This is a genomic window from Rariglobus hedericola, from assembly GCF_007559335.1.
Taxonomy (GTDB): Bacteria; Verrucomicrobiota; Verrucomicrobiia; order Opitutales; family Opitutaceae; genus Rariglobus; species Rariglobus hedericola.
In genome coordinates, this window is record NZ_VMBG01000001.1 from 300,391 (window position 1) to 325,409 (window position 25,019).

Genomic DNA, 25,019 nt, shown 5'->3' on the forward strand with positions numbered 1-25,019 from the left:
GAGGAAAAAGCGCTAGATAAGAGCAGGCCAATGACGAGCAGATAACGTGGGGTCATGCGCGCAGGCTGGACATGTGTGCGTGCAGCGAAAACAAGAAACCTCGCCCAATGCCTGTTATTCCGCGCGACCTCCCCATCTACGAACTCGAGAAAAACCTCGTGGCGACGCTGCGCGCGCAAGGACGGCTCATCGTGCAGGCGCCGACGGGTTCAGGCAAATCGACGCAGCTGCCGCAGATGTTGCGGGCGCATGGTTTCTTGGAAAAAGGCGAAGTTGTCGTGCTGCAACCGCGCCGGCTGGCGGCGCGCATGTTGGCGAAACGCGTGGCCGAGGAAGTGGGCTGCGCACTCGGCGACGAGGTGGGTTACCAGATCCGGTTGGAGTCGCGGGTGTCGGCCAAGACGAAGATCCGTTTTGTGACCGAGGGAATTTTGCTCCGGCAGATGTCGTTTGATGCGACGTTGAAGGGCATCGCGGCGCTGGTGTTCGACGAGTTTCACGAGAGGCATCTTTATGGTGATATCTCGCTGGCGCGGGCGGTGCAGATTCAGCAGACCACGCGTCCGGACCTGAAGATCATCGTGATGTCGGCTACGCTGGATGCGGTGGTGCTCAAGGATTATCTAGCACCCTGCGAAGTGCTCACGTCGCAGGGGCGGAGTTTTCCGGTGGCGATCGAATATCTGCCGAAGGCAGTCAATTTCGAGAAGGACAACGTGTGGGATGTGGCGGCGCGTGAAGTGGCGCGGGTGGCGGCGAAAACCTCGTCGGGCGATTTTTTGGTGTTCATGCCGGGCTCGTATGAGATTAGCCGGACGTTGCAGGCGCTGCAGTTTGAGAGCGCGTTGAGGGATTTCGTGGCGTTTCCGTTGCACGGCGAATTACCTCCGGAGCAACAGGATCGCGCGGTGGCGCGGAGCGAGCAGAGGAAGATCATCGTTTCGACCAATGTGGCGGAGACGTCGCTGACGATTGATGGCGTGACGGTGGTCGTGGACTGCGGACTGGCGCGCGTGGCGAGGTTCGATGCGAACCGCGGGATCAATACGCTGCTCATTGAAAAGGTTTCGATTGCGAGTGCCGACCAACGTGCGGGACGTGCGGGTCGCACCGCGCCGGGCGTGTGCGTGCGGTTGTGGACGGAGCGCGAGCATTCGCAGCGGGCGTTGCAGGAATTGCCCGAGGTGAAGCGGCTGGATTTGTCGGAAGTGGTGCTGACGCTCAAGGCGAGTGGCATCGACGATATCGTCGCGTTTCCGTGGCTGGAGAAACCGGAGCCGAAGGCTCTGGAGCGCGCGGAGATGTTGCTGGCGGATTTGGGCGCGCTGGGCGGCAAGCGTCGGGTTATCACCGACACGGGACGGCGCATGCTGAGGTTTCCGGTTCATCCGCGTTATGCGCGCATGTTGCTGGAGGCGGATGCGCGGGACTGTGTGCGTCCGGTGGCGTTGATGGCGTCGCTTACGCAGGGACGTTCGTTTTTGATGCGCGGGGTGCCGCGCGATGTGGAAGAGGCGCGCGAGAAGACGCTGGGCGACGAAGAGGAGAGTGATTTTTTCCTGCTGATGCGGGCGTGGAAATATGCCGAGCAGAACAGTTATTCGGTCGATGCGTGTCGGAGGTTGGGCATCCATGCGCAGGGAGCGCGTCAGGTCTGGCCGTTGTTTAAGCAGTTCTTGGAGATCGCGGCGAAGGAGGGACTCGATGCGAGCGAGAAGTCGGTCGATGGCGTGCAGGTGCGCAAGTGTGTGCTGGCGGGGTTTTCGGATCAATTGGCGAAGCGGCTCGATGGCGGCACGCTGCGATGCGATCTCGTGCACGGGCGTCGCGGTGTGCTGGCGCGGGAGAGTGCGATGCAGCGGGCGCCGTTGTTCGTGGCGGCGGAGATCAGTGAAGTCGAAGGGCGCGGCGGCGAGGTGAGCGTGCTGTTGTCGCAGGCGACGGCGGTTGAGGAAGCGTGGTTGAAGGAGCTTTTCCCTGAGGATTATCGCGACGCGGTCGGAGTGGTTTATGATGAGCAGGCTCGGCGGGTGATTGCGCGGCGTGAGCGGCGGTTTCGTGATCTGGTGTTGGAGGCGAAGCTGACGGCGGAGACTCCGCCGGAGAGCGACGCGGCGTCGTTGCTCGCGAGGGAAGTGATGGCGGGGAATATCGTTTTAACGGAATGGAATGAAAACGTGGATCAGTGGATCGTGCGCGTGAACCGGCTGGCAGAGTGGTTTCCGGAGCTGGAAGTCACTCCGATCACGGACGCAGACAAGGCGACGCTCATCGAGCAAGTTTGCTACGGCAGCTACGGGGCGCGCGAGTTGAAGGACAAACCGGTGATGCCGGCGTTGCGCGACTGGCTGCGGCCGGAGCAACTGGCGGTGCTCGATGATTATCTGCCGGAGCGGTTGATCATGGGCAACGGACGCAAGGCGCGGTTGACGTATAAAGCGGAAGGTCCGCCGATCATGAGCGCGCGCATCCAGGAGCTGTTTGGTGTCGATGGGCGTTTCACCATCGCTCACGGGCGCGTAGCGGTGAAATTCGAGGTGCTCGCGCCGAATCAGCGGCCGATCCAAGTGACGGACGACCTGACGAGTTTCTGGAGAGACATGTATCCGAAGGTGAAGGCGGAGTTGTCGCGGCGGTATCCGCGCCACGAGTGGCGCTAGACCGCCACGGCGCCGCGGGCGTGTTCAGCGACGAAGCGTTCCAATTCGGCGACGGCGGTGACAGGGCCGTTTTCGCTGAGGAGTTGGGCGCGGACGGCCTTGGCGCGCTGCGCGTGGTTCGAATTGGCGGCGAGCCGGGTGAGGGCGTTGTGGAGCTGTTCAGGCCAGACGTTTTTACTGAGGCGGAAACCGCAGCCGAGGCGCTCGACCTCGCTGCCAAAGAACTGTTGGTCGCCGATGTGCGGAACCACGATCTGCGGGACGCCGGCATGGAGTGCGCTCGCGGTGGTGCCGGCTCCGCCGTGATGGATGACGGCACTGGCGTGTTGGAAGAGCTGGTCGTGGGAGACCTTGCCGATAACCTTGATGTGATCGTCTTCGCCCAGTTGGGGGAACTGCGCCCAACCGCGTTGGATGATGATTTTTTTGTCGCGGGGCCAGGCGCGGACGAAGCGTTCCATCCAGGCGCCGGCGTTTTCATAGACCATGCTGCCGAAGGTGAGGACGGGGACACGGTCGCCGCCGGTGAAGGCGCGGATCTCGGCGTCGATCTCGGGGCTTTCGGGAGATTGCCAGCGGCAGTAGCCGGTGAACTTGAAGCGCGGGTCGATCTCGGCGCCGGGCGGGCGTAGCAGCGCATCGGATACAGTGACGAGGACACGGCCGGCGGGTTTGGAGAAAAAGTTGCGAACTTTCGGAAGACGGGCGGCTTTGAGCTCGGCGTGGACGCAGTTGTTGATGACGCGATCGACGACGGCGTTGGCGATTTTCCATAGCCAGCGGTTCCAGGCGCGACGGGTGGTTTCGCCCAGCCAGCGCGGAGATGGAAAGTTTTCCGGCGGGTAGTCGGGCGAAGGGATGACGTGCGGCGCGAAGGCGAGGGTGGCGAAGGGGACGCCGTATTTTTCGGCGATGCCTCGGTTCATCGGAAAGAGGTAACTGGAGACGACGAGGTCGGTCTCGGGCATAATCGCATCCATGCGCGAGATCATGTCAGGAATGTATTTTTTCGCGCCGACGTAGATCTCGCGAAGCTGATAGATCGGAGTGCGGATTTTTTGGAGACGGCCCATCCAGTAACTCAAGTCGGCTTGTTCCCAGTTGGGGCAGAGCGGATAGAACTCCACACCGGCGGCCTCGATCTCGTCTTTGTAATGCGGGATGGTAGCGAAGCGGACCTGGTGGCCGGATTTTTGCAACGCGACGGCGAGCGCGATGACAGGATAAATGTCACCGGTGGAGCCGTGGGAGGTGAGGATGACGCGCATGGTTTTTGCCGCCGACTGTGGCAGGCAAGAGGCGCGGAGGCGAGTGGCCGCGCGTGACGTTTAAGTAACGAAGGCGGGGCTTACAACCCGGCGAGCAATCCGCGCAGCTCGGCTTCGGGATCCTGGTGATCCTGGTCGATGGCGAGTTGGAGGGCGTCGGCGAGCCACGGTTTCGCTTCGGCACGACGGCCTAGGGCGAGGAGGGTTTTTCCGAGCATGATGCGGGGCATCATCCAGTCGGCCTTTTTACGGGCGCAGGCCTCGAGGTGTTCGAGGGCGTCGGCGCCGCGATCCTCGGCGAGTAGGGCCTGCGCGAGGCTGAAACGGAAGAGTTCGTTGTCGGGTTGTTTCGCGACCAAGGCGGCGAAGTGCACGGAGCGGGCGGGGGCGGTCATCAGGCTTCGTCGATGAAGATGAGAACGGCGGTGAGGTTGTCGTGGCCGCCGCGTTTCAGGGCGAGATCGAGGATGAGTTGAAGCATCTCGGCGGGGCTCTCGGGCCCGGATATAATCTCGGCGAGTTCTTCGTCGGCGATCATACGGCAGATGCCGTCGGTCGTGAAAAAGTAGCGGTCACCCTTCGTGACGATGAACTCCTGGAAGTCGACTTCGGGCAGGCCGGGTTGACCGATGCAGCGGGTGAGGGCGTTGCGGTTTTCGATGCTGATCTCCATGTCTTCGCCACGGGCACGCAGGCGGCGGGCTTCGTTTTCCACGGTGTGGTCTTCGGTGAGCGGGAGGAAGTCGCCTTTTTGAAACACGTAGGCGCGGGAGTCGCCGACGTGGGCGAGTTGTAGCTGGCCGTTTTTGAAGGAACCGAAAGTGAGGGTGCTGCCGATGCCGTAGGGCGGGTTCAATTGCTGGCCGAGCTTTTGAACGCTGAGGCTGGTGGTTTGGGTGAGTTTGATGAGGTCGGGTTGGGCGCCTTCGATAAAGCCGCGGGTGATTCCCTCGACCGTGCATTCGGCGGCTTCAGCTCCGCCGGGGAGACCGCCAATGCCATCGGCTACGCCGAACAGACCGAGCGCATCATCACGCAAAAAACGATCCTCGTTTTCAAAGCGGGTCTTGCCGATGTCGGTGATGGCTGCTGATCGGTATTTCATTCTTGGTGACAGGGCTAACGTAGGCTCGGGTGGCTCAAATAAAAGGCTGAAATCGCTCGATGCGATTTTCACGGTTCATTCGCACGGCGTTTTTTTGCGGGATACAGTCCAGAAAGAGACGGCCATAGGCCTTTTGGGTGACGCGGGAGTCTAAAATCGTGATCACACCACGGTCGTTGGCGGTGCGGATGAGGCGACCGATACCCTGGCGAAAGGTGATCAAGGCATCCGGCAGCGTGAGCTCGCTGAAGGGATTGCCTCCGCGTTCACGGATCCACTCGGTGCGCGCCTCGAGCACGGGATGGGTGGGCACTTCGAAAGGCAAACGCGTGATGATCACCTGGGCCAAGGCGTCGCCGGGAACGTCGATCCCAGTCCAAAAGCTATCGGTGCCGAAGAGGATGCCGTTGCCTGCCTCGCGCAGTTTGCGGGCAAGTTCGGTGCGCGAGTAATCGCGACCTTGCATAAAAAAGGGCCGGAGCGCGCCGTCGTAGATCGGTTCCATCGCCTCGGCCACGCGCTTCATATCGAAATAACTCGTGAAGAGAACGAGCGTGCCGCCCTTGGTGCGCCGCGTGCAGAAATCGATGTAGTCGATAAGCACATCGAGCGCGAGACGCGCCTCCTGCGGCGTAGGCAGCGGCACGTCGGCGGCGACGAAGACGCGCATCTTGCGTTCGAAATCAAACGGCGAGTGTTCGACCGCGGTGGTAACGTGTTGAGCGCCGATGCGGGCTTGGAACGGTTCGATGCGGCCGCCCATCGCGAGTGTGGCGCTCGTGAAAACGACCGACGTGCCGCGCTTGAGGAGTTCTTCGCGGATGAACGGGGCGACATCGATCGGCGCGGTGCGCAGGGCGACGATGGTCTGGCGTTTGCCCATGCGCTCGACCCAGTAAACGGTCTTGTCGGCATCGGCGACGGCGAGGAAGGCGCGGAGGCTGCCCTGAAGCGTTTTGACCTTGCCCGCTTGCTCAAGGAGTTCGTCGCGTTCGCGGCCGTCGTCCATGCGGTCGGCGCGGGTTTTAACCGCCTTGTGCAAGGCGAGGAGCGGTCCGTCCATCCAGGCTTCGGCAAAGCCCTCGGCGCGCACGCGCACGATGGTTTGTTTGGTGAGCAGGCGTTCGTCGAGGAAGGCGAAAAACTGGTGCGCGGCCTCGAGCACATCGACGACGAGCTGGCGGTCGACGGCGTCGCCGTGTTTTTGAAGCAGACCGCGACGCGCCTTGGGGTTGTAGAGATACTTGAGCATCCGGTCCACGCCGTAGCTGGAGAGACGCAGACCGCAGTGATCGGTGGCGACCTCGGGAACGGTGTGGGCTTCGTCTAGGACCAAGAAGTCGTCGGGAAACAACACGCCGCGCGTGGCGCCTTTCTCGGCGGCGCCGCCGGCGTTGATGTGGGCGAAGAGCAACGAGTGGTTGACGATGATAACGTTCGCCGCGCGGATGCGGGTGCGGGCGCGTTGGTAGGGGCACTTGTTGCAGTCGCAGTATTTGCGGGCGCAACCGGAAGAGTCGGCATTGACCATCTCCCAGACCTCGGGGAGCGGGGCGGGATTGAGCTCGTGGCGCAGTCCCTCGGTGGTCGTCTCGGCCCAGGCTGCGATGCGCTGAAGATCCTCGTGTTCGGGCGTGGCGAAGAGTTCGTTTTTATCCTGCAACGCATGGGCGAGGCGCGAGGTGCATAGGTAGTTGCTTTTCCCTACAAGCATCGCGGATTTAAACGAGGCGTAGGATTCCGTCTCGGGCGAGGCAGCAAACACGCGGCGGCACAGTGGCAGATCCTTTTGATCGAGCTGTTCCTGCAAGGCGATCGTGTGCGTGGAGACGATCATCTGGCGGGACTGATCCATCGCGTGGACGATGCCGGGGAGCAGGTAGGCGAGGGATTTGCCGACGCCGGTGCCGGCTTCGAACAACAGGGATTCATCGCCCTTCATCGCAGCGGAGACGGCACGGGCCATTTTTTCCTGCTGCGGGCGGTGTTCGAGCTTTAGACTGGCTTGCAACCAGCCTCCGGCGGAAAACAACTTCGCGGCAAATTCCGGCGCGCGCGACGGGGGCGGCGGGGGCGGAAGCGCATCGGAGGAGTTGTCTTGGAGACCGATCATGGGGACGTAAGGGGTGAGAAGAGGCGCGCAGGGGGAGGAGCGCAAGTCGTCAGGCAGGTTTATCCGCGGATGTAATAGAAGAGGCTCTGATGACCATAGCGCGGTCGGTTCATTGGGACACAGTCTCAGGGGCTCGTGCGTTGCGTAGTGAGCTAAAAGGGTTTGGCTGATTTTTTCATATGCAGCCCTCGTGGACGGATACTTTGGCGGAATTCCTCAAAAAAGAGCCCGGCGTTGAGGCCGTGCGGCTCGATCCGGTGTCGCGCACGGTGTCCGTGGCCACGCTCGGAGAGGTGGATCTCAAGCAGCTGGAAAAGCGTCTCGATGAAACCTTGATGGCGATCGAATCGCAGCTGGGTGCGAAGGCCAAGGCGCCGGCCGGATTTACTTTAACACGCGACGGGCAGCGCACGGAGTTTTCCGGGGTGAGTTGTGCGACGGCACCAAAGTTTTGGAAATGGCGTGAGTTTGCCTGGCCCGAGGCGGATGCGTCGCATGCGGACCATGATCATGACAATGACCACGATCATGACGAAGGCTCCCACGGGCATGGGCACGGCCACGGGCATGGAGAATCGGAATGGAAGGAACTGACGATCTTCGCCGCGGTGTGCGGAGTTTTTGGTATTGCCGGATTTACCGTGAAATCGCTCGCCGTGGGCCCTTCTTGGCTGCCGCTGGCATTGTATGCGATCGCGTTGATCGCGGGCGGTTGGGATGCGGCGGTCGATTCCTGGGCGAACATCAAAAAGGCCAGGGTTGATATTCATTTTCTGATGCTCGCGGTCGCCGTGGGTGCGATCTGCGTCGGCGCCTGGAGCGAGGCGGTGTTGTTGCTCTTCTTGTTCTCGGCATCGGGAGCGATGGAGGCGTTTGCAATGGATCGCACCCACCGCGAGGTGAACGCGTTGCTGAAATCAGCACCGAAACACGCCACGTTGCTTGTGCCGGGTGGTGGTGAACGCGAAGTGCCGGTCGATGAAATCTGCCTCACGGACCGTCTGCTCGTGCGTCCGGGCGAGGCGTTTCCGGCCGATGGCAATGTGCTCAAAGGCAAGAGTGCGACCGATGAATCGGCGCTGACGGGGGAGGCGATCCCGGTGGAAAAAGCCGTGGGCGATCCGGTGTTCAGCGGCACGTTGAACCTGTGGGGCGCGGTGGAGTTTGAGGTCACGCGACTGCCGGCCGAGAGCACGCTGCAAAAGATCATCCGCTTGATCCAGACCGCGCAAAAACTGCGCGCACCCAGCGAGCGGTTCACCGATAAATTTGGCGGCGGTTATACACTCGCGGTGCTGGGGGCGTGCGCGGTGATGTTCCTCGTGTGGTGGCTGGGCTTCGGGATCGCACCGTTTTTGAACGACGGTGAAACCAAGTCCGCGTTTTATCGTGCGATGACCCTGCTGGTGGTGATGAGCCCGTGCGCGCTGGTGCTGTCGATTCCTTCGGCGATTCTCGCGGCGATCGCGTGGGGCGCACGTCATGGCGTTTTGTTTCGCGGAGGTGCCGCCATCGAAAAACTCGCGAGCATCAACGTCGTCGCGATGGACAAAACCGGGACGTTGACCACGGGCGAACTCGCAGTGGTGGGCTACGAGAGTTTCCCCAAAGGACGCGAGTCGGACATCATGGAACTGGCGTATGCGCTGGAGGCGAATTCGCAGCATCCGTTGGCTCGGGCCATCGTGCGCGATGCGAAGGCGCGGGGCGTGCGCGAGCTGGGCGTGGATGAATTTGAATCGATCACGGGGCAGGGCGTGCGTGGGAGTCTTGGCGGGAGCCAGGTGCTGCTGGGACGTCGTGAATTGCTGGAAAAAGGTCCACTGGCTGAGTGGGCGCGAAACTTGCCTCCCGCCGCTGCGGATCTCGCGGAAGTCTGGGTCGTGGGCAAGGACGTGATCGGGCGCGTGTTGTTGCGCGACCAGATCCGTGCGGAGTCGAAGGATGTGTTGGCGAAGCTAAAAGCGGCCGGCATCCACACGGTTATGCTGACGGGGGACCGTCGTCAGGCGGCCGAGTCTGTCGCCCGCGAAATCGGCTTGGACGAGGTGCGCGCCGGCCTGACGCCCGAGGAAAAAGTCGCGGCGATCCAGGAGTTGCGCGCGGGTGGTCGCAAGGTCGCGATGGTGGGTGATGGCGTGAACGATGCGCCGTGTCTGGCCGCCTCGGATGTGAGCGTGGCGATGGGAGCACGCGGCAGCGATGCCGCGCTGGAGCAGGCCGAAGTCATCTTGATGCATGATCGCATCGAGAATTTCCTCGCCGCGCTCAGGCTCAGCAAACGAGCCACGGCGATCATCAAGCAGAATCTGGCGATCTCGCTCGGCGTGGTGCTCTTGATGGCGATTGCCGCGATTTTCGGGATTATCCCGCTGGCGATCGGCGTGGCCGCCCATGAAGGCAGCACGGTGATCGTGTGCTTGAATTCGCTGCGGCTGCTCTTTGGCGAGAACCGGTGAGCTGTGAGTAAATAAGCGGGTTATCCGAAGGAGATAATTACTCGATCCAGACGAAGTCGCCTGCTCGCACCTCTTCGTAGAGTTCTATTATTTCCAGGTTGCGCATGAGGACGCAGCCGGCGCTTTGCGGCGTGCCGAGGCGGTCTTCGTGGTTGGTGCCGTGGACGTAAACGTAACGTTCGTAGGTATCGACCAATTCACCGGTGATGTTGAGGCCTTGGTTTACGCCCCGCTCGAGCCCGCGCAGCCAGAGAATGCGGCTGGTGATAAGATTGGGGTGCGTGTCTGCATCGGCCACTTCGTTGAAGTGCCGGCACGTGGGAACGCGCGCCTTGAAAACCATGCCCGGGGGCTGGTCGGTGCCGATTTTTTCCGCAATGGCGTGCAGGCCGCGCGGGGTGCCGAGGGAGTCCTTTACGTTGGAAGGCGGGCGCTTGGAGGTGGAAATGACGTAGCTGCGGACCAGTTCACCTTTGCGGAAAAACTGCATCGTTTGCGTGGCGATGTGCACGGCAAGCAATCGCTCTGCGGACTTGATGCCGAGGCGGGTGCATGTTTCAGTGACCGACTCCCAAGGAGATTTCATCGTGAATACGCGTAAAGATTACGTCATCGGTATCGTCGGCGCCACGGGTGCCGTCGGTCAAGAGCTCGTGCGTTTATTGCATGAGCGTAACTTCCCCATGAGCGCGCTGCGGCTTTTTGCCTCGGCCCGCTCGGCAGGAAAGGTCGTGGAGCGTTTCGGGAAGAAATGGACCATCGAGGAAGCCAAGCCGGGCGCATTCGCCGGCGTTGACCTCGCGTTCTTTGCCGCCGGCGGCTCCGTCACGCGCGCCCTGGCGGCTGATGCCGTGAAGTCCAGTTGCGTCGTCATCGACAAGAGCTCGGCCCTCCGCATGGAGCCGAATATCCCGCTGGTCATTCCCGAGATCAATCCCGAGAAGCTGCGCAACCACGGCGGCATCATCGCCAATCCGAACTGCTCGACGGCTGTCATGTTGATGGGCCTCTGGCCGCTCCATCAGGCTTTTGGCCTGAAGCGCATCATCGTGTCCACGTATCAATCCGTCTCCGGCACGGGCGCCGAGGCCGTCAAGGAGCTCGCCGACCAGATTCAGCAGCACGTCTCCGGTCAGCCGGTCACGCACAAGGTCTATCCCTACCAGATCGCCTTCAACTGCATCCCGCACATCGATTCGTTCGGTGAGAACGGTTACACCGGCGAAGAGACCAAGATGGCCGAAGAGTCCCGCAAGATCATGGGTCTCCCCAATCTCAAGGTTTCCGCCACCACGGTCCGCGTGCCCGTCGTGCGTGCCCACTCGGTGTCGGTTAGCGCCGAGTTCGAGCGTCCGGTCGATCTCGCCAAGGCGCGTGCCGCCATCGCGGCATTCCCCGGAGCCGAGCTGGTCGATGACGTTGCCAACAAGAAGTATCCGACCCCGCTCGACTTTGCTGAGAAGGTGAAGTGCGGCGTGGGCCGTCTGCGCATCGATACGGCATGGGACAACGGTCTCTCGTTCTGGGTGAGCGGCGACAACCTCTGGAAGGGTGCCGCCCTCAACGCCGTGCAGAACGCCGAGCTGATGATCCGCGAAGGCATTCTTAAGTCTGAGCCAGCGGCGGTTTGAGGCTTCCGGCGGGGCGGGGGACTTTGCTCCTCCGCCCCGCCTTGTTTCGTCCATGGAATAAAGCCTTGTCAGCACCCATACCCGCCCGCTTATCTCTCAACTTTGGTTCGGACGATTAGCTCAGTTGGTTAGAGCACCTCGCTTACACCGAGGGTGTCGGGGGTTCGAGTCCCTCATCGTCCACCAGAAATTTTCACCACACCATAACCCGCAAATGCGACACACGATCTCAGTCCTCGTTGAGAACAAGTTCGGCGTTTTAGCCCGCGTGGCCGGCATGTTTTCCGGTCGCGGCTTCAACATCGAGACCCTCAACGTCGCTCCTACGCATGACGCGTCGCTGTCCCGGATCACCGCTGTGCTCATCAGCGACGACTCCGCGCTCGACCTCTGCATCAAGCAGCTCCGCAAGCTGGTCAACGTCGTCGATGTCGTTGACTTCACCGAGGGCCAGGCCGTCTCCCGCGAGCTCGTGCTGATCAAAGTCAAGGCCGACTCCAAGACGCGCTCCGAGATCATGCAGATCAGCGACATCTTCCGCACGAAGATCGTCAACGTCGCCCACGATTCGCTCATCATCGAGATGACCGGCGACGACGCCAAGGTCTCCGCCTTCCTCAAGCTCGTCGAACCGTTCGGCATTCTTGAACTCGCCCGCACCGGCGCACTCGCGCAGACGCGGTGACGCATCTGCGCAGATTAAGTTGGAAGATTAAGTTTAAGAACGAATCTTCCAAATTATCCGCCTCCTGATTTTCCCTTAAACTTAACCCTAATCCTTCAACTTTTTCACCACCATGCCCGCTAAAGTATACACCGACAAAGATGCCGATCTCGGCCTCTTCAAGAACAAGACCATCGCTGTGCTCGGCTACGGCTCCCAAGGCCACGCGCACGCCCTCAACCTGAAGGACTCCGGCGTCAAGGTCATCATCGGCCTTTACGAGGGCTCCAAGTCCAAGCCCGTCGCTGAAAAGCACGGCTTCACCGTCGTCTCCACCGCCGAAGCCGTGAAGCAGGCCGATGTCATCCTCGTCGGTCTCCCCGACATGAAGCAGGCCGACGTCTATCTTTCCGACATCGCCCCCAATCTCACCAAGGGCAAGACCCTCGTCTTCTCCCACGGCCTCGCCGTCCACTTCGGCCTGATCAAGGTCCCCGCCGACATCGACGTCATCCTCGTCGCCCCCAAGGGCCCCGGCCACATGGTCCGCCGCCTCTACGTTGAAGGCAAAGGTATGCCCGCCCTCATCGGCGTGTTCCAGGACAAGTCCAAGAAGGCCAAGAAGAACGCACTCGCCTGGGCCAAGGGCATCGGCAGCACCCGCGCCGGCGTCCTCGAGACCTCCTTCAAGGAAGAGACCGAGACCGACCTCTTCGGCGAACAGGCCGTCCTCTGCGGTGGCGCTTCCGCCCTCGTTCAAGCCGGTTTCGAGACCCTCGTCGAGGCTGGCTACCAGCCCGAGATGGCCTACTTCGAGTGCTTGCACGAGCTGAAGCTCATCTGCGACCTCATGTATGAAAAGGGCATCTCCGGCATGCGCTTCTCCATCTCCGAGACCGCCAAGTATGGCGACATCACCCGTGGCCCCCGCGTGATCAACGCGAACACGAAGAAAGAAATGAAGAAGATCCTCACCGAGATCCAGAGCGGCAAGTTCGTCAAGCAGTGGGTCGCCGAATACAAGGGCGGTCTGAAGAACTACAACAAGCTCCTCAAGGCCGGTGAAAAGCACCAGATCGAGAAGACCGGCGAGCGTCTCCGCAATCTGATGCCTTGGATGCCCAAGCGTAACATCAGCGGCGTGGCCGGCTCTTACGTTTCGTAAAGAGGAGTAGCGGTAATGGGTAGCGAGCGTTCGAGCTCCTAAAACTCCACTTATCTTCAGGGGTGCCGTCCGGAAGGACGGCACCCCTTTTTTGTGTTCTCAAACTGCTCCCTTGGCGCAAACAAGGTTCGCGCATGCCGTGTTCGACGAGTAAGTAAATCCCGTGTTTATCACCTCTCGCTCACTTCGGATAAACCGACGTTTGAGGAGCATTTGGAAATATACTTGGCGTATCGCGTGCCTGCTGGTTGGGCTCGCGATCATTGTTTTGGCAGCACTCTCGTTCGACGACCGGCTCATGGACACGACTGCTCTGCACTATATCCCGCGTGTGCTGCCCGAATCAGAGAACGGTTATCTTGTGCTTGCGAAAGTAGCCGGCCAACTCGGCAAGCCGGACGATCTAACTGGAGACAACTTTAGCGATACGCTTTATGGTCGCAGGTGGGATTCAGCCCAAGTCGGAGCATGGTTGAAAGATCGTGGGTTCGCCATCGACGCTGTCCGCCAAGTTCGGTCGCTGGAATTTGGGCAAACGCCCGTGCCGGATAACGCGGTCTCCGCGTATGGTTCGCAACCGGATGTGCGCATGATTATTTATCTTACGGTGCTTCGAGCGCGGCAGCTGCTCGGTGAGAACGATACTTCGGGCGCGACCACCATGGTGTGTGATGCACTGCATGCTGCTCGTATCGTTCTTGGCAGTCGTGGGGACCTGTTAACTCATGTTTCTGTAGTTGCTGCACAAACCGTGACGTTCGAAACGGCTTACGCTGTAATTTCAAATCCGCACACAACACTGACGGATTGTCAGCGACTCCGCCATGAAATCTCTCTCTCCCGACTGTTGACCGAGGACTTCGCCCAGTTGATCGCGGCAGATTTTCGGATGAAGCAGCTAATGATTGAGGGATTGAAGCATCCTCAAAGCTTATCAGGCCTTTTGCAGTTCAGCATTAAAGACCGCATTGGCTATCGCCTTCCGTTTCTTTTCAAACCCAACCAAAGCCTGAATTATGTCATCCCTTGGTATCATTATTACGAATCATTGATCGACATTCCGATTGATCGAAAGCGGTCGGCTTCTACGGAGCACATGCCTGATCTTTGCGCATTATACGGAGAATGGCTCAACGGTTACGGTAAGAGGCTGGCACATGATTTTCTGCATTCATCGTTCGGTGGCGTGTTGGATGCCCGACTGCGTCAACAGACCAGATGCTCAATTGGAGAGGCTTTGGTTGCCCTTCGTCGTTATCACGAAGCAACTGCGGGACAGTTGCCCTCTTCATTGGGCGAACTCGTGCCTGATTATTTGCCGTCTGTTCCTTTGGATTATGCGGATGGCCTTCCAATTAAATATTCCAAAGAAATGAAGGCCCTTTGGTCTGTCGGTGAAAATCATTTTACCTTGGTCAAGGAAGATCAGGATGTGGGGGCCGAGGTGATTATTGTGCCTGTGCGGTTTGATGGAAGTTACGCGCCTTGGAAACGAATAGACCCGGATCAAGCGAGGGAGGTAGCGGGTGGGTTATTCGGCCATTAACGGCTGCCCGCTGGTAACGCTGTCGTTTGTATAAATAATTTCGACTTAACCGATCAGGGAGCGCTCAATGTTCCTCCCTATTTCATGTCTGCACCCTTAACGAAACTCCGACTGGCCACTCGAAAAAGCCCGCTTGCCCTCGCGCAATCGGAGCAGGTCGCCGCGCACCTGCGCGCCACGCTGGGCGTCGAAGTTGAGTTGTTGAAAATCGTCACCACCGGCGACCAGCGCATCGAATGGTCCCTCGAAAAACAGGGCGGAAAAGGTCTTTTCACCAAGGAGCTCGAAGACGCGCTTTTGCGTGGAGACGCTGATCTCGCGGTCCATAGCTGCAAGGATCTCCCCGGCGAAATGCCCGCCGGCTTGTCCGTTGCCGGCTACCTGCCGCGTGAAGACCCGCGCGACATGCTGGTCGTCCGCGAAGGCCTCGAGTCGCCCGCGACCATCGCCACCAGCAGTCCGCGCCGCCGCCTGCAGCTCGCGATGCTGTTTCCCGATGCGCAGTTCACGGAGATCCGTGGTAACGTGGACACCCGTCTCCGCAAGATCGGCCAGGACCATGTCGCCGACGCGACCGTGCTCGCGTGCGCGGGTCTGCGCCGTCTCGGCATCGGTGGCTGGCAAGGCGTTGAGTTTCACGCGCTCGGTTTCGAGCACATGGTTCCCGCCGTCGGCCAGGCAGCGATCGCGATCCAGACGCGGGCGGCTGATGCGGCTCGTTTCGCCGCGGTGCTCGATAAACGCACCTCGCGTTTCGTTACGCTGGAACGCGCATTTCAAGCCGCGCTCGGTGGCGGTTGCCAGACGGCCTTCGCCGCGCATGCCACGTCTGACACACTCTGGTTTTACCACCACGAAATCGGCCTCCGCAGCCTCCCGCTGAGCGACGCGGAAATCGACGCTCCGGTCGAAACCGCCCGCACGCTGCTCACTCACTTCGGATTCAAACTTTGAAACGCAAAGACGCCATGACGCGAAGAGACCGAGGTTCGGAATCTTTGCGATCGAACTTAGCTCCTTAGCGTCTTTGCGATTAATTCCTCACTTATGTCTACAGGCATCGTTCATCTCGTTGGCGCCGGTCCCGGCGATCTTGGCCTCGTCACCTTCCGCGCAAAGGAACTCATCTCGCAGGCCGACGTCCTCGTTTACGATTACCTCGTTCACCCCGAGCTGGTGAAATGGTGCCGCCCCGAATGCGAAATTGTCTACGTCGGTAAAAAAGCCGGTTTCCATTCCGTGCCGCAGGAAGAAATCGAGACGCTCCTCGTCACCCACGCGAAGGCAGGCAAGAAGGTCGTGCGACTCAAAGGCGGCGATCCCTACATCTTCGGACGCGGTGGCGAAGAAGCCCGCACGCTCGCCAAGGATGGCATTCCGTTTGAAGTCGTGCCCGGCGTTACTGCGGCCATCGCAGCAGGCGCCTACGCGGGCATTCCGCTCACTTATCGCAATCTTAGCACCGCGCTCGTGCTGCTCACCGGGCATGAAGATCCGACGAAGAAGGAAACCCAGGTTGATTGGCGTAGCTACGGTGCGCTGAAAAACACCACGCTCGCGATCTACATGGGCATGGGGAACCTCGAGTTCATCTTGGCCGAACTGCAGGCCGGCGGACTTTCCTCCAAAACGCCCGCCGCCGTCGTGCAATGGGCTTCGCTCGGCCGCCAGCGCAGCGTGACCGGCACGGTTTCCACTCTGGCCGAACTCGTGAAAACTTCGGCGCTCGCCGCGCCCGCCATCATTTTTGTGGGTGAAGTGGTGCGCGACCACGAGGCGATCGACTGGTTTGAACACCTGCCTCTCTTCGGCCGCCGCGTGGCGATCACGCGAACGCGCGACCAGAACAGTGAACTGCGCGACAAACTTGAAACCCTTGGCGCCGAGGTGCTCGAACTGCCGCTCATCACGATCAGCAAGGATACGGATCGGCTCGGTTTTGTGGAGATCCTTGCCGAACTCGGCACCTACGACTGGATCGTCTTCACGAGCGCGAACGGCGTGCGGTTCTTCTTCGAGGATTTCCTGAAGGGCTTTAAAGACATCCGCTCGCTCGGTATGTTGCGCTTCGCCTGCGTGGGCAAAGCGACCGCGCGCGAGATCGAGAAATATCACATAAAAGTCGAGTGCATGCCCGAGACCGCGACGGGTTCATCGCTGGCCGATGCGCTCATCGCCACCGGCAGCCTCGACAGCGCCAAGGTCATCGTCGTCACGGGCAACCTCAACCGCGACACGCTAGTTCGCAAACTCGAGGCCGGTGGCGCGATTGTGGACAGCCTGCTCCTCTACAAAACGGAGAAGACCGATCTCACCCTGGATCCCGTGGCGGATGACTTCCGCGAGAAGGGAGCGGATGCGATCCTCTTTGCCAGCTCGTCGGCCGTGTTGTCATTTGCCGAACAATCCGCGGCGTTGGCTTTGTCGGACAAGGCCACACTTCCGCTCGCTGGCAGCATCGGACCGCAGACCACCGAGACGATGAAGAAAGTAGCCATGGAGATCGGCTTCGAGGCGAAGAAGCCCAGCCTCGACTCGCTTATAGAAGCTCTGATTAAAAATCTTAAAGCCCGTTGAGGGTTTAGTGAGGTGTCGGGCCGGGGACGGCCTTCAGTAGGCGGGTGTCATCGATCAAGTTTTCCTCATCGTAGCTCACCTGCACGGTGAGGAGATCACCGGCAAATTGTCCATTGAAGGGACCGGTCTGGGCCATGAGAACGGTAACCTCGGCTTTGTTATTCTCGTTTGCTGCACGCTTTTTTTCGGAGATCGGCTTGGAGTTTAGAGCTGGTGCGCTTTCCACGAATTGGAAGACCTCGACGGGAATTCCATAGGCATCGATTCCGTGGGATACAGGCTGGCCGAATTTTTCGATCACTTCGCTGCGCTCCACGCCCGCGTGCAAATCTTTTAACTCGGTCAGAGCTGACGGCACTTTGCTTTTAGGTTTCGTCGCGCAACCTGCCAACAATAGCACCGGGCAAAGCACTGAAAATGCCGGTATAATCAGCGCGCGAAATGTAATTGGTTTCTGCATACACCTCACCGACTGGGGGGCTTTTGATGCGTTCCCCTTATCGCGGGGCGGGGGGAATTACCGACCGTGACGTAGGGGGTAAAAACGTGAAACCGCAGGCGGCTAACATGCATAATCTTGCGCGATCACGGTGGTTTTAACGCAAACAGATGTTGCCCGGAAACATGGGCAGACGACTGGTGATTCCTCGGGTTTTATTCAGTCATCAGGCAATTTCTCATTCGCGAATGCTCAGCCGTGAGCCGTGAATACTGCTTTTGCACGCGGTTGGTGATAAAATCGGGTTTGGATTTTTGCCGGTTATCGGTTGGGTTGACCCTTACTCCCATGAAAGTCCCGTTTCTCGATCTTTCGATTCAGCATCAAGCCTTGCGCGAACAGGCGCTCGCCGCGCTCGCGTCCACTTACGACGGCACGCGCTTTTGCCTCGGCAAGGACGTCGAAACCTTTGAGGAGAACTTTTCCAAGACGCTCGGCTACACTCGCACGCTCGGCCTGAACAGCGGCACGTCGCCGTTGCACCTCGCGGCGGTCATCGCGGGCTGGGGCCCTGGCGACGAGGTGATCGTGCCGGCATTCACCTTCATCTCGTCGGCGTGGGGCGTGAGCTATGTCGGCGCTACGCCCAAGTTCGTCGATATTGACGCGAAGACCTTCAACCTGGATCCGGCGGCGGTCGAAGCTGCCATCACGCCCAAAACGAAGGGCATCGTGATCGTGCATCTCTTCGGGCAGCCCGCGCCGATGGATGCGCTACTCGCCATCGCCAAGAAGCACAACCTGTTCGTCGTCGAGGACTGCGCGCAGGCGGTCGAAGCCAAATATAAAGGCACGCCGGTGGGTATCCTGGGTGATGTCGGCACGTTCAGCTTTTATCCGACCAAGAATCTCGGCGGCTGCGGCGAGGGCGGTGCGCTGGTCTCGAAGAACGATGCGCATTTCGACCAGGCCAAACTCCTGCGCGTGCACGGCATGGGCCGTCGTTATTATCACGACCAGGTGGGTTTTAATTTCCGCATGGACGGCTTCCAAGGCGCGTTGCTCAACGTGAAGCTGCCTCACCTCGCGACGTGGACTGCACGTCGTCAGGCCATCGCTGCGAAATACATCGCGGGCATCAAGCTCGCCGACGTGATCCTGCCGGCGACGGTCGATTACGGCGCGAGCGTGTATCACCAGTTCACGATCCGTCATCCGCGCCGCGATGCGTTGCGCGAGCATCTCACTAAGCACGAGATCGGCACTGACTTGATCTATCCCGTGCCGCTGCATCGCCAGACGTGTTATGCGGGCCTGGGCTACGCGGAAGGTTCGATCCCGGTTGCGGAGAAGGCGGCGGCGACTTGCGTGAGCCTGCCGATCTTCCCCGAGCTCACCGACGCGCAGGTCGATCACGTGATCGCCTCGGTGAATTCATTCTGATTTATCGAAGCATGATTGGTAATACCTACCTCAAGGTTTGCGGGCAGACTCGTCTCGAAGATGCGCAGGTGGCCGCTGATCTGGGGGCGGACTACTTGGGATTCATTCTTTATCCGAAATCACCACGCTACCTTTCGCTGGAGCGTTACAAGGAAATCGCGCCTACGCTGCCGGCGGGACCGCGGCGGGTGGCGGTGATGGTCGAGCCTTCACTTGAGGCGCTGGGCGAGGCGATAGCGGCCGGCTTCGATTTGTTTCAGATTCATTTTTCGCACACGACCTCATTGGAGACGGTGCGCGCCTGGTCGGGTTCGGTCGGAGCGCATCGTCTCTGGCTCGCTCCCAAGTTGCCGCCAGGTGAGGACGTGCCGGCGGATTGGCTGCCGCTCGCGGCTACGTTTTTATTGGATACATTTCATGCCGGCGGTTTTGGCGGCTCGGGTAAAACCGGCGATTGGGGAAAGTTTGCCCGTCATCAGCAGACCTATCCGCAGCACACATGGATACTCGCGGGCGGTCTTAATCCCGACAATCTGACGGATGCGATCACGGCGAGCGGTGCGCGCACAGTTGATGTGAACAGCGGCGTGGAAACGTCGCCGGGTGTGAAAGATCACACCAAGCTGAAGCAGTTGGGCGACGTGCTGGCTAAAATCGGCTGACTCAATTGATCAACTGAGGTGGCAACGCGCCCTCGAGGGCGAGCAGCTGGCGCTTGATGTCCTCGCCGAAGGCGAAGCCGGTGAGCGAACCATCGGCACCGATGACGCGGTGGCACGGGACGAGGAGGCAAATGGGGTTGGCGCCGTTGGCACTGCCCACCGCGCGCGAAGCGGTGGGATTACCGAGATCCGCGGCGAGGCCACCGTAGCTACGGGTTTCGCCGTAAGGAATCGCGACGAGGGCGGACCAAACTTTGTGCTGAAACTCCGTGCCTTGCGCAGCAAGCGGCACGGTGAACGTGTGCAGTTTACCTGAAAAATAGGCATCCACTTCCTTTTTTACCGGAATGGTTAAGGAAAGTTTGTCACTTATTAAGTTACAAGTGGGCTTGAGGCGTTCGCTCAGGCGGTGGAGGTCGCCGAAGGCGGTGGCGACGACGGCGCCGGTGTCGTCGACAGCAACGGAAAAGGGGCCGCAGGGAGTTGGGAAGGTCGTCGTGTGGAACGTGGGGGCGGTCGGCTTCATGGGGCGGGTTGGTTGAACTGCCAGAGGTGCGCAGTGGCGAGACTGCGGTGCGGGGAAAACACGGACATGAGGCGCTTGGTGGCTTCGATGTCGGGGCGAGTTTGCAGTTTGAGGAGTGCGTGGAGCCCGCTGGTCACGCCGGTGTCGCCGAGAGGAACGCAGTCGGCGAAACCGAGGGCGCGCATCATGAGATAATTGACGGACCACGGGCCGAGTCCGCGGATGGCGAGCAACGTGCGCTCGGCGCGGGTGGCGCTCATCGTGCGCAGGGCTTCGAGGTTGAGTTGTCCGCTCGCGACGAGGCGTGCGGTGTCGATGACGTAGGCGGCTTTGGAGCGGGAAAACTGGAGAGGTTTGAGGTCGTCGTAAGTGAGCGCGGCGATGGCGGCGGGCGTGGGCGGAGCGTAGAGATTTTCGGCGAAAGGCTGGCTGGTAAGTTCGATAAGGCGGCGGCGGAGTTGGAACGCGAAGGGGAGGTTGATTTGCTGGCCGATGATCGACCAGAGGAGTCCGTCGAAGACGGATGGAGTTTGCGTGATGCGCAGTTCGGTGCGGCCGGCGATGAGACGGGCTAGCCCGAGTTTGCGGGCGAGTCGGGCGAAGGCGGCGGCGTCCTGGTCGAGCCCGAGCAATGCGATGACAAGGGCATGGGCTTCGGGTGCGTGATCGGCGGATTCAACGCCGATCAAGTCAGGCGATAGGTGTAGGCGGAGCAGGGAAGGCGTCTGGTTTTTGCCAAGACGGACAACCGTTGTGTAGGTATCGCCATCGAGGCGCTCGGTGAGACTTTGCGTGTCTCGGGCGAGGGCGCGCTTCAGGTAGGCAAGAGGATAGCCGGTGGGAAGCGTGAGATCGAAACGGCAAGCGGTGCGGAGGTCGCGATACGCGGACGGCGTGAGGCCGTTGAAGGCGCGGAAGTGCTCTTGGAAGACGGAGAGTGATTCGAAGCCGGCGGCGAAGGCGATGTCGGTCAGCGAAGCGTCGGCCGCTAGGAGTTGGTGTTTGGCGGTGGCGAAGCGGGCTCGGAGCAACACGTCGGCGGGCGTGGCGTGGTAATGTTGTCGGAAAAGCTCGAACAAACGCGTGGGGCCGAAGCCGGAGCGTTTCACGATGGCGCGGGCATCACGGAAGGCGGCGGGATCCTGGCGGATTTCAGCGACGAGTTGCTCGATGCTTTTGAGGACGGGATCGGCACCGCGTGCGAAGTCGTCGGGATGACATTTTTTGCACGGGCGCAGGCCGGCCGCGCGGGCAGCTTCGGCGGTCGGAAAGAAGCGCGTGTTCTCGGGCTTCGGTTTGCGGGCGGAGCAGGACGGCAGGCAGTAGATGCCGGTGGTCGTGACACCGAAGAAGAACCGGCCGTTATACGACGCGTCGCTCGCAAGGACGCGTTCGTAGAGTTGGGCCGGATTCATTCGCATATGCACACCTTAGCACAGGTCCGGCGGGGCGTCGTCCGGATTATTCCGGTGCAATTTCTCCGGCGCGGCTCACATGCCGGGGAAACCGCCTTTGCCCTTCATGGCTTCCATCTGGCGCATCATCTTTTTCGCGCCGCCGCCCTTCAGCATCTTCATCATTTTCTGCATCTGCTGGAATTGCTTCAGGAGCTGGTTGACCTCGAGGACCTTCACGCCGGCGCCGTTGGCGATACGTAGACGGCGGTTACCGTTGAGGATGTCGGGCTTGCGGCGCTCCTGGATAGTCATCGATTTGATGATGGCTTCGGTGCGGCCCATTTGATCTTCGGCATCATCAGGGATCTGCATGCCGCTCATGCCGGGCATCATGCCCATGATGCTCTGCATGGAGCCGAGCTTTTTGATCTGCTGCATCTGCGCGAGGAAGTCTTCGAGGTTGAAGTCGGCCTTGCGCATCTTCTCGGCCATCTTCTCGGCCTCTTTCTGGTCGATGTTTTCCTGCGCGCGTTCGACGAGGGAAACGACGTCGCCCATGCCGAGAATGCGCGAGGCAAGACGGTCGGGATAAAACGTGTCGAAGTCGGCGGTCTTTTCGCCGGTGCCGACAAATTTGATGGGCACGCCGGTGATCGACTTGATCGAGAGCGCGGCACCGCCGCGGGCGTCGCCGTCGAGCTTCGTCAGGATCAAGCCGGTGAGTCCGAGGGCGTCGTGGAAAGCCTTGGCGACGTTGACGGCTTCCTGACCGAGCGCGCCATCGGCCACGAGGAGGATCTCGTCGGGCTTGATGCGTTCGCGGAGTTTTTTGACCTCCTCGATGAGGTCGGAGTCGATTTGGAGACGGCCGGCGGTGTCGAAGAAAATGGCGTCGGCGTTGGCCGCGTGTGCGGCGGCCAGACCGGCGGCGCCGATGGCGGGGACATCTTTGGAGACGCGGTCGCTGTAGAAGCCGAGCTCTTCCTGTTTCGCGAGGATTTCGAGCTGGTCGATGGCGGCGGGGCGATAGACGTCGCAGCCGACGACAAACGGACGGTAGCCGCGTTTTTTGAGCAGCTTGCCGAGCTTGGCGGTCGAAGTGGTTTTGCCGGAGCCGTGGAGGCCGACCATCAGGACCTTGAGCGGGCGGGCGGAGGAGAGTTCATTGGTGCCCTCGCCGAGGAGGCGCACGAGTTCGTCGTTGATGATTTTGACGATCTGCTGGCCGGGGGCGACGCCCTTGAGGACCTCCTGGCCGACGCAGGCGGTCTGGACGCGTTCGATGAATTCGCGGGCAACCTTGAAGTGGACGTCGGCCGAGAGTAGGGCGGTGCGCACCTCTTTGAGGGCGTCGGCCATGTTTTCTTCGGTGAGCTTGCCGACGCCGCGGAGGTTGCGGAGGGCGGAGGAGAGTTTGTCGGTGAGGGATTCGAACATCGGAAAGAGACGGAGTTGAAACGGCCAATGGACGCGAATCGACGCTAATTTCCAAGTCCGGGCAAACGAAGCGGGCGGGCAGGGTGCAGAATTGTGTCGATTCCGCGTTCCTTATTCTGTGAATCTTTCGCTCCCATGAACCCTGTTCTCAAGCTGTTGCTCGAAGGTGGACGACTCACGACTGCGCAAATGGCGCAAGTGGCGAGCATCACTGTCGCCGAAGTCGAACAGCACCTGGAGCAGCTGAAAAAAGATAAAATCTTCCTCGGCTGGCGTCCGGTGCTCGATCTCTCGCGTGATGCGGCAGCGGGTGCAGCCGTGCGCGCCGTGATCGAGGTCAAGCTCACGCCCGAGCGCGGCGGCGGCTTTAACAACCTTGCGCAACGCCTCGCCAAGTTCGACGAGGTCGAGTCCTGTTACCTCATGTCAGGCGGTTTCGACCTGCTGGTCTTCGTCAATGCACCGACGCTTCAGAAGGCCGCGTCCTTCGTGTCGGAAAAACTTTCAACCCTCGGCGGCGTGCTTTCGACGAGCACCCACTTCCTGCTGCGTTCTTACAAGGAAGGCGGCTTCCTGCTCGCGGGTAGCGAAGGCTCCAGCGATCGCCTCAACGTCAGCCCTTGAGCTGATCCACCCCAATGAGCACTACCAGCAACCGCTGGGTGGCGGGCCATGTGGCGGCGCTACCGAGGAGCGGCATTCGTGATTTCTTTGAGCTCGTGGCCAAGATGAAGGGCCAGGACGTGATTTCGCTCGGCGTGGGCGAACCTGATTTTGTGACGCCGTGGCATGTGCGCAAAGCCGCCATCACTGCGCTCGAAGAGGGCAAAACCTACTACACGTCCAACCTCGGCATGCCCGAGTTGCGTCGCGCGGTCGCGACCTACGTGACCGAACACTTCGGCGTAAACTACCGTCCTGAGGACCAGATCATCATCACGGTCGGCGTCTCCGAGGCGCTCGATCTGGCGTTCCGCGCCTTCTGCAATCCGGGCGACAAGGTCATGTATCACCAGCCGTGCTACGTGTCCTATCATCCGAGTATTTCCCTGGTGCACGCCGAGGGCGTCGCGGTGCCGACCTATGCCAAGGATAACTTTGCGCTGACCGCCGAGGCCCTGCGCGCCGCGTGGGTGCCGGGCTGCAAGATTCTCATGCTCAACCTCCCGTGTAATCCCACGGGTGGCACCTGTGATCGCACGCAACTTGAGGCCATCGCCGCATTCTGCCGCGAGAAGGACCTGCTGGTGTTGAGCGACGAAATCTACTCCGAGCTTACCTTCGATGGCACGCACACCAGCATTGCCAGTCTGCCAGGCATGCAGGATCGCACGATTTTCCTCCACGGTTTCTCGAAGGCCTTCGCGATGACCGGCTGGCGCATCGGCTACGCTTGCGGCCCCGAGGTGCTCATCGACGCGATGATGAAGGTGCACCAATATTCCATGATGTGCGCCTCGATCATCGCACAGGAAGCCGCGCTTGAAGCCCTCAATAACGGTTGGGACGATGTCTGCGAAATGCGTGATCAGTATCACCGTCGTCGCGACTTGATTGTCCGCCGCTTCAACGAGATCGGCCTCACTTGTCACTCGCCGCGCGGCAGTTTTTACGCGTTTCCCAGCACCCAGGGTATTGGCATGACCGAGAAGGAGTTCGCGATTGGCCTGCTCAAGGAGCAGAAGGTCGCGGTCATCCCGGGAACGGCGTTTGGCGTCAATGGCACCGGCCACGTCCGCGCGTGTTTCGCCACCGGTTACGAGCAACTCGTGATCGCCTGCGACCGCATGGAGAAGTTTGTTCAGGGAGCGAAAAAATAAACCGCCTTGTCCGCAAGCGTTGTCCGGAGATGGCAGCGCTTGCGACCCGTTGATTTATAGGCTGGGCTCTGAGGCGTCCGGGCTTTATTCCTTAGCTTTTATATAAC

General features: G+C 60.5%; 21 protein-coding genes and 1 tRNA gene. 13 read left to right on the forward strand and 9 right to left on the reverse strand.

Translation table 11 applies throughout. From position 1 onward, the window contains the following. The first annotated feature begins 107 nt into the window (after positions 1 to 107). A complete protein-coding gene (hrpB, locus tag FPL22_RS01435; RefSeq protein ID WP_144228342.1) occupies positions 108 to 2,660 on the forward strand; it encodes an ATP-dependent helicase HrpB in 2,553 nt (850 codons plus the stop codon). Here the strand turns inward: hrpB and FPL22_RS01440 are convergent. The 4 genes from FPL22_RS01440 to FPL22_RS01455 all read right to left on the reverse strand — a co-directional run bounded on the left by FPL22_RS01440 (position 2,657) and on the right by FPL22_RS01455 (position 7,146). Next, complete coding sequence (locus FPL22_RS01440) at positions 2,657 to 3,928, reverse strand: glycosyltransferase (RefSeq protein WP_144228343.1); 1,272 nt, start codon at positions 3,926 to 3,928, stop codon at positions 2,657 to 2,659. The genes hrpB and FPL22_RS01440 overlap by 4 nt on opposite strands. 80 nt (positions 3,929 to 4,008) lie before the next feature. Further along, on the reverse strand, positions 4,009 to 4,323 hold the full coding sequence (locus tag FPL22_RS01445; RefSeq protein ID WP_144228344.1) for a tetratricopeptide repeat protein: 315 nt from the start codon (positions 4,321 to 4,323) through the stop codon (positions 4,009 to 4,011). Then, entirely contained in the window at positions 4,323 to 5,033 is a 711-nt protein-coding gene (locus FPL22_RS01450; protein ID WP_144228345.1) for a PP2C family protein-serine/threonine phosphatase, read from the reverse strand. The genes FPL22_RS01445 and FPL22_RS01450 overlap by 1 nt, the downstream gene beginning before the upstream one ends. Positions 5,034 to 5,067: 34 nt before the next feature. Continuing rightward, positions 5,068 to 7,146 carry an ATP-dependent DNA helicase gene (locus FPL22_RS01455; RefSeq protein ID WP_144228346.1) on the reverse strand — a complete coding sequence of 693 codons (2,079 nt, stop codon included), beginning with the start codon at positions 7,144 to 7,146 and terminating at the stop codon, positions 5,068 to 5,070. 179 nt (positions 7,147 to 7,325) lie between these two features. Here FPL22_RS01455 and FPL22_RS01460 point away from each other — a divergent pair, with 179 nt between their 5' ends. Then, the gene (locus tag FPL22_RS01460; RefSeq protein ID WP_144228347.1) at positions 7,326 to 9,605 is read left to right on the forward strand and encodes a heavy metal translocating P-type ATPase; all 2,280 of its coding nucleotides are present in this window, start codon (positions 7,326 to 7,328) and stop codon (positions 9,603 to 9,605) included. 37 nt (positions 9,606 to 9,642) lie between these two features. Here the strand turns inward: FPL22_RS01460 and FPL22_RS01465 are convergent, their stop codons facing one another. Further along, positions 9,643 to 10,191: a L,D-transpeptidase gene (locus FPL22_RS01465; RefSeq protein WP_144228348.1), complete on the reverse strand. Its 549-nt coding sequence runs from the start codon at positions 10,189 to 10,191 to the stop codon at positions 9,643 to 9,645. Here FPL22_RS01465 and FPL22_RS01470 point away from each other — a divergent pair. The 7 genes from FPL22_RS01470 to cobA all read left to right on the forward strand — a co-directional run bounded on the left by FPL22_RS01470 (position 10,190) and on the right by cobA (position 17,188). Beyond that, positions 10,190 to 11,236: an aspartate-semialdehyde dehydrogenase gene (locus FPL22_RS01470; RefSeq protein WP_415663344.1), complete on the forward strand. Its 1,047-nt coding sequence runs from the start codon at positions 10,190 to 10,192 to the stop codon at positions 11,234 to 11,236. The genes FPL22_RS01465 and FPL22_RS01470 overlap by 2 nt on opposite strands. Positions 11,237 to 11,345: 109 nt before the next feature. Beyond that, positions 11,346 to 11,422 (forward strand) — tRNA-Val (locus FPL22_RS01475). A gap of 28 nt (positions 11,423 to 11,450) precedes the next feature. After that, entirely contained in the window at positions 11,451 to 11,921 is a 471-nt protein-coding gene (gene ilvN / locus FPL22_RS01480; protein ID WP_144228349.1) for an acetolactate synthase small subunit, read from the forward strand. Positions 11,922 to 12,033: 112 nt separating this feature from the next. Next, positions 12,034 to 13,065: a ketol-acid reductoisomerase gene (ilvC, locus tag FPL22_RS01485; protein ID WP_144228350.1), complete on the forward strand. Its 1,032-nt coding sequence runs from the start codon at positions 12,034 to 12,036 to the stop codon at positions 13,063 to 13,065. 298 nt (positions 13,066 to 13,363) lie between these two features. Next, positions 13,364 to 14,611 (forward strand): hypothetical protein, encoded by a 1,248-nt coding sequence (locus FPL22_RS01490; RefSeq protein ID WP_144228351.1) that lies wholly within the window; start codon positions 13,364 to 13,366, stop codon positions 14,609 to 14,611. A gap of 84 nt (positions 14,612 to 14,695) precedes the next feature. Next, positions 14,696 to 15,565 carry a hydroxymethylbilane synthase gene (gene hemC / locus FPL22_RS01495; RefSeq protein ID WP_144228352.1) on the forward strand — a complete coding sequence of 290 codons (870 nt, stop codon included), beginning with the start codon at positions 14,696 to 14,698 and terminating at the stop codon, positions 15,563 to 15,565. Between the two features lie 93 nt (positions 15,566 to 15,658). After that, the gene (gene cobA / locus FPL22_RS01500) at positions 15,659 to 17,188 is read left to right on the forward strand and encodes a uroporphyrinogen-III C-methyltransferase (protein ID WP_144228353.1); all 1,530 of its coding nucleotides are present in this window, start codon (positions 15,659 to 15,661) and stop codon (positions 17,186 to 17,188) included. A 4-nt stretch (positions 17,189 to 17,192) separates the two neighbouring features. Here cobA and FPL22_RS01505 read toward each other — a convergent pair whose 3' ends face one another. Further along, on the reverse strand, positions 17,193 to 17,546 hold the full coding sequence (locus tag FPL22_RS01505) for a hypothetical protein (RefSeq protein WP_144228354.1): 354 nt from the start codon (positions 17,544 to 17,546) through the stop codon (positions 17,193 to 17,195). 429 nt (positions 17,547 to 17,975) lie between these two features. Here FPL22_RS01505 and FPL22_RS01510 point away from each other — a divergent pair, with 429 nt between their 5' ends. Both FPL22_RS01510 and FPL22_RS01515 read left to right on the forward strand, forming a co-directional pair. Further along, positions 17,976 to 19,070: a DegT/DnrJ/EryC1/StrS family aminotransferase gene (locus tag FPL22_RS01510; RefSeq protein ID WP_144228355.1), complete on the forward strand. Its 1,095-nt coding sequence runs from the start codon at positions 17,976 to 17,978 to the stop codon at positions 19,068 to 19,070. 11 nt (positions 19,071 to 19,081) lie between these two features. Next, positions 19,082 to 19,732, forward strand: a complete 651-nt coding sequence (locus tag FPL22_RS01515; RefSeq protein WP_144228356.1) for a phosphoribosylanthranilate isomerase — start codon at positions 19,082 to 19,084, stop codon at positions 19,730 to 19,732. 1 nt (position 19,733) lies between these two features. Here the strand turns inward: FPL22_RS01515 and FPL22_RS01520 are convergent, their stop codons facing one another. From FPL22_RS01520 to ffh, 3 genes are all read right to left on the reverse strand, one after another. Then, positions 19,734 to 20,258 (reverse strand): methylated-DNA--[protein]-cysteine S-methyltransferase, encoded by a 525-nt coding sequence (locus FPL22_RS01520; protein WP_144228357.1) that lies wholly within the window; start codon positions 20,256 to 20,258, stop codon positions 19,734 to 19,736. After that, positions 20,255 to 21,673: a DNA-3-methyladenine glycosylase 2 family protein gene (locus FPL22_RS01525; protein ID WP_238991280.1), complete on the reverse strand. Its 1,419-nt coding sequence runs from the start codon at positions 21,671 to 21,673 to the stop codon at positions 20,255 to 20,257. Before FPL22_RS01525 ends, FPL22_RS01520 begins: the two co-directional genes overlap by 4 nt. 75 nt (positions 21,674 to 21,748) lie before the next feature. Further along, entirely contained in the window at positions 21,749 to 23,092 is a 1,344-nt protein-coding gene (gene ffh / locus FPL22_RS01530; RefSeq protein WP_144228359.1) for a signal recognition particle protein, read from the reverse strand. 135 nt (positions 23,093 to 23,227) lie between these two features. On the opposite strand from ffh, the gene FPL22_RS01535 reads away from it, so the two are divergent. Both FPL22_RS01535 and FPL22_RS01540 read left to right on the forward strand, forming a co-directional pair. Then, on the forward strand, positions 23,228 to 23,716 hold the full coding sequence (locus tag FPL22_RS01535) for an Lrp/AsnC family transcriptional regulator (protein WP_144228360.1): 489 nt from the start codon (positions 23,228 to 23,230) through the stop codon (positions 23,714 to 23,716). Positions 23,717 to 23,730: 14 nt separating this feature from the next. Beyond that, positions 23,731 to 24,912 (forward strand): pyridoxal phosphate-dependent aminotransferase, encoded by a 1,182-nt coding sequence (locus tag FPL22_RS01540; protein WP_144228361.1) that lies wholly within the window; start codon positions 23,731 to 23,733, stop codon positions 24,910 to 24,912. Positions 24,913 to 25,019 lie beyond the last annotated feature (107 nt).

Excerpts from the sequence above, each read along its gene's own strand:
- FPL22_RS01540 (WP_144228361.1), top strand. The coding sequence starts at position 23,731 with ATGAGCACTACCAGCAACCGCTGGGTGGCGGGCCATGTGGCGGCGCTA.
- FPL22_RS01510 (WP_144228355.1), top strand. The coding sequence starts at position 17,976 with ATGAAAGTCCCGTTTCTCGATCTTTCGATTCAGCATCAAGCCTTGCGC.
- FPL22_RS01535 (WP_144228360.1), top strand. The coding sequence starts at position 23,228 with ATGAACCCTGTTCTCAAGCTGTTGCTCGAAGGTGGACGACTCACGACT.
- hemC (WP_144228352.1), top strand. The coding sequence starts at position 14,696 with ATGTCTGCACCCTTAACGAAACTCCGACTGGCCACTCGAAAAAGCCCG.
- FPL22_RS01465 (WP_144228348.1), bottom strand. The coding sequence starts at position 10,191 with ATGAAATCTCCTTGGGAGTCGGTCACTGAAACATGCACCCGCCTCGGC.
- hrpB (WP_144228342.1), top strand. The coding sequence starts at position 108 with ATGCCTGTTATTCCGCGCGACCTCCCCATCTACGAACTCGAGAAAAAC.
- FPL22_RS01515 (WP_144228356.1), top strand. The coding sequence starts at position 19,082 with ATGATTGGTAATACCTACCTCAAGGTTTGCGGGCAGACTCGTCTCGAA.
- ffh (WP_144228359.1), bottom strand. The coding sequence starts at position 23,092 with ATGTTCGAATCCCTCACCGACAAACTCTCCTCCGCCCTCCGCAACCTC.
- FPL22_RS01455 (WP_144228346.1), bottom strand. The coding sequence starts at position 7,146 with ATGATCGGTCTCCAAGACAACTCCTCCGATGCGCTTCCGCCCCCGCCG.
- ilvN (WP_144228349.1), top strand. The coding sequence starts at position 11,451 with ATGCGACACACGATCTCAGTCCTCGTTGAGAACAAGTTCGGCGTTTTA.
- FPL22_RS01525 (WP_238991280.1), bottom strand. The coding sequence starts at position 21,673 with ATGAATCCGGCCCAACTCTACGAACGCGTCCTTGCGAGCGACGCGTCG.
- FPL22_RS01490 (WP_144228351.1), top strand. The coding sequence starts at position 13,364 with ATGGACACGACTGCTCTGCACTATATCCCGCGTGTGCTGCCCGAATCA.
- cobA (WP_144228353.1), top strand. The coding sequence starts at position 15,659 with ATGTCTACAGGCATCGTTCATCTCGTTGGCGCCGGTCCCGGCGATCTT.
- FPL22_RS01440 (WP_144228343.1), bottom strand. The coding sequence starts at position 3,928 with ATGCGCGTCATCCTCACCTCCCACGGCTCCACCGGTGACATTTATCCT.
- FPL22_RS01520 (WP_144228357.1), bottom strand. The coding sequence starts at position 20,258 with ATGAAGCCGACCGCCCCCACGTTCCACACGACGACCTTCCCAACTCCC.
- ilvC (WP_144228350.1), top strand. The coding sequence starts at position 12,034 with ATGCCCGCTAAAGTATACACCGACAAAGATGCCGATCTCGGCCTCTTC.
- FPL22_RS01450 (WP_144228345.1), bottom strand. The coding sequence starts at position 5,033 with ATGAAATACCGATCAGCAGCCATCACCGACATCGGCAAGACCCGCTTT.
- FPL22_RS01445 (WP_144228344.1), bottom strand. The coding sequence starts at position 4,323 with ATGACCGCCCCCGCCCGCTCCGTGCACTTCGCCGCCTTGGTCGCGAAA.
- FPL22_RS01460 (WP_144228347.1), top strand. The coding sequence starts at position 7,326 with ATGCAGCCCTCGTGGACGGATACTTTGGCGGAATTCCTCAAAAAAGAG.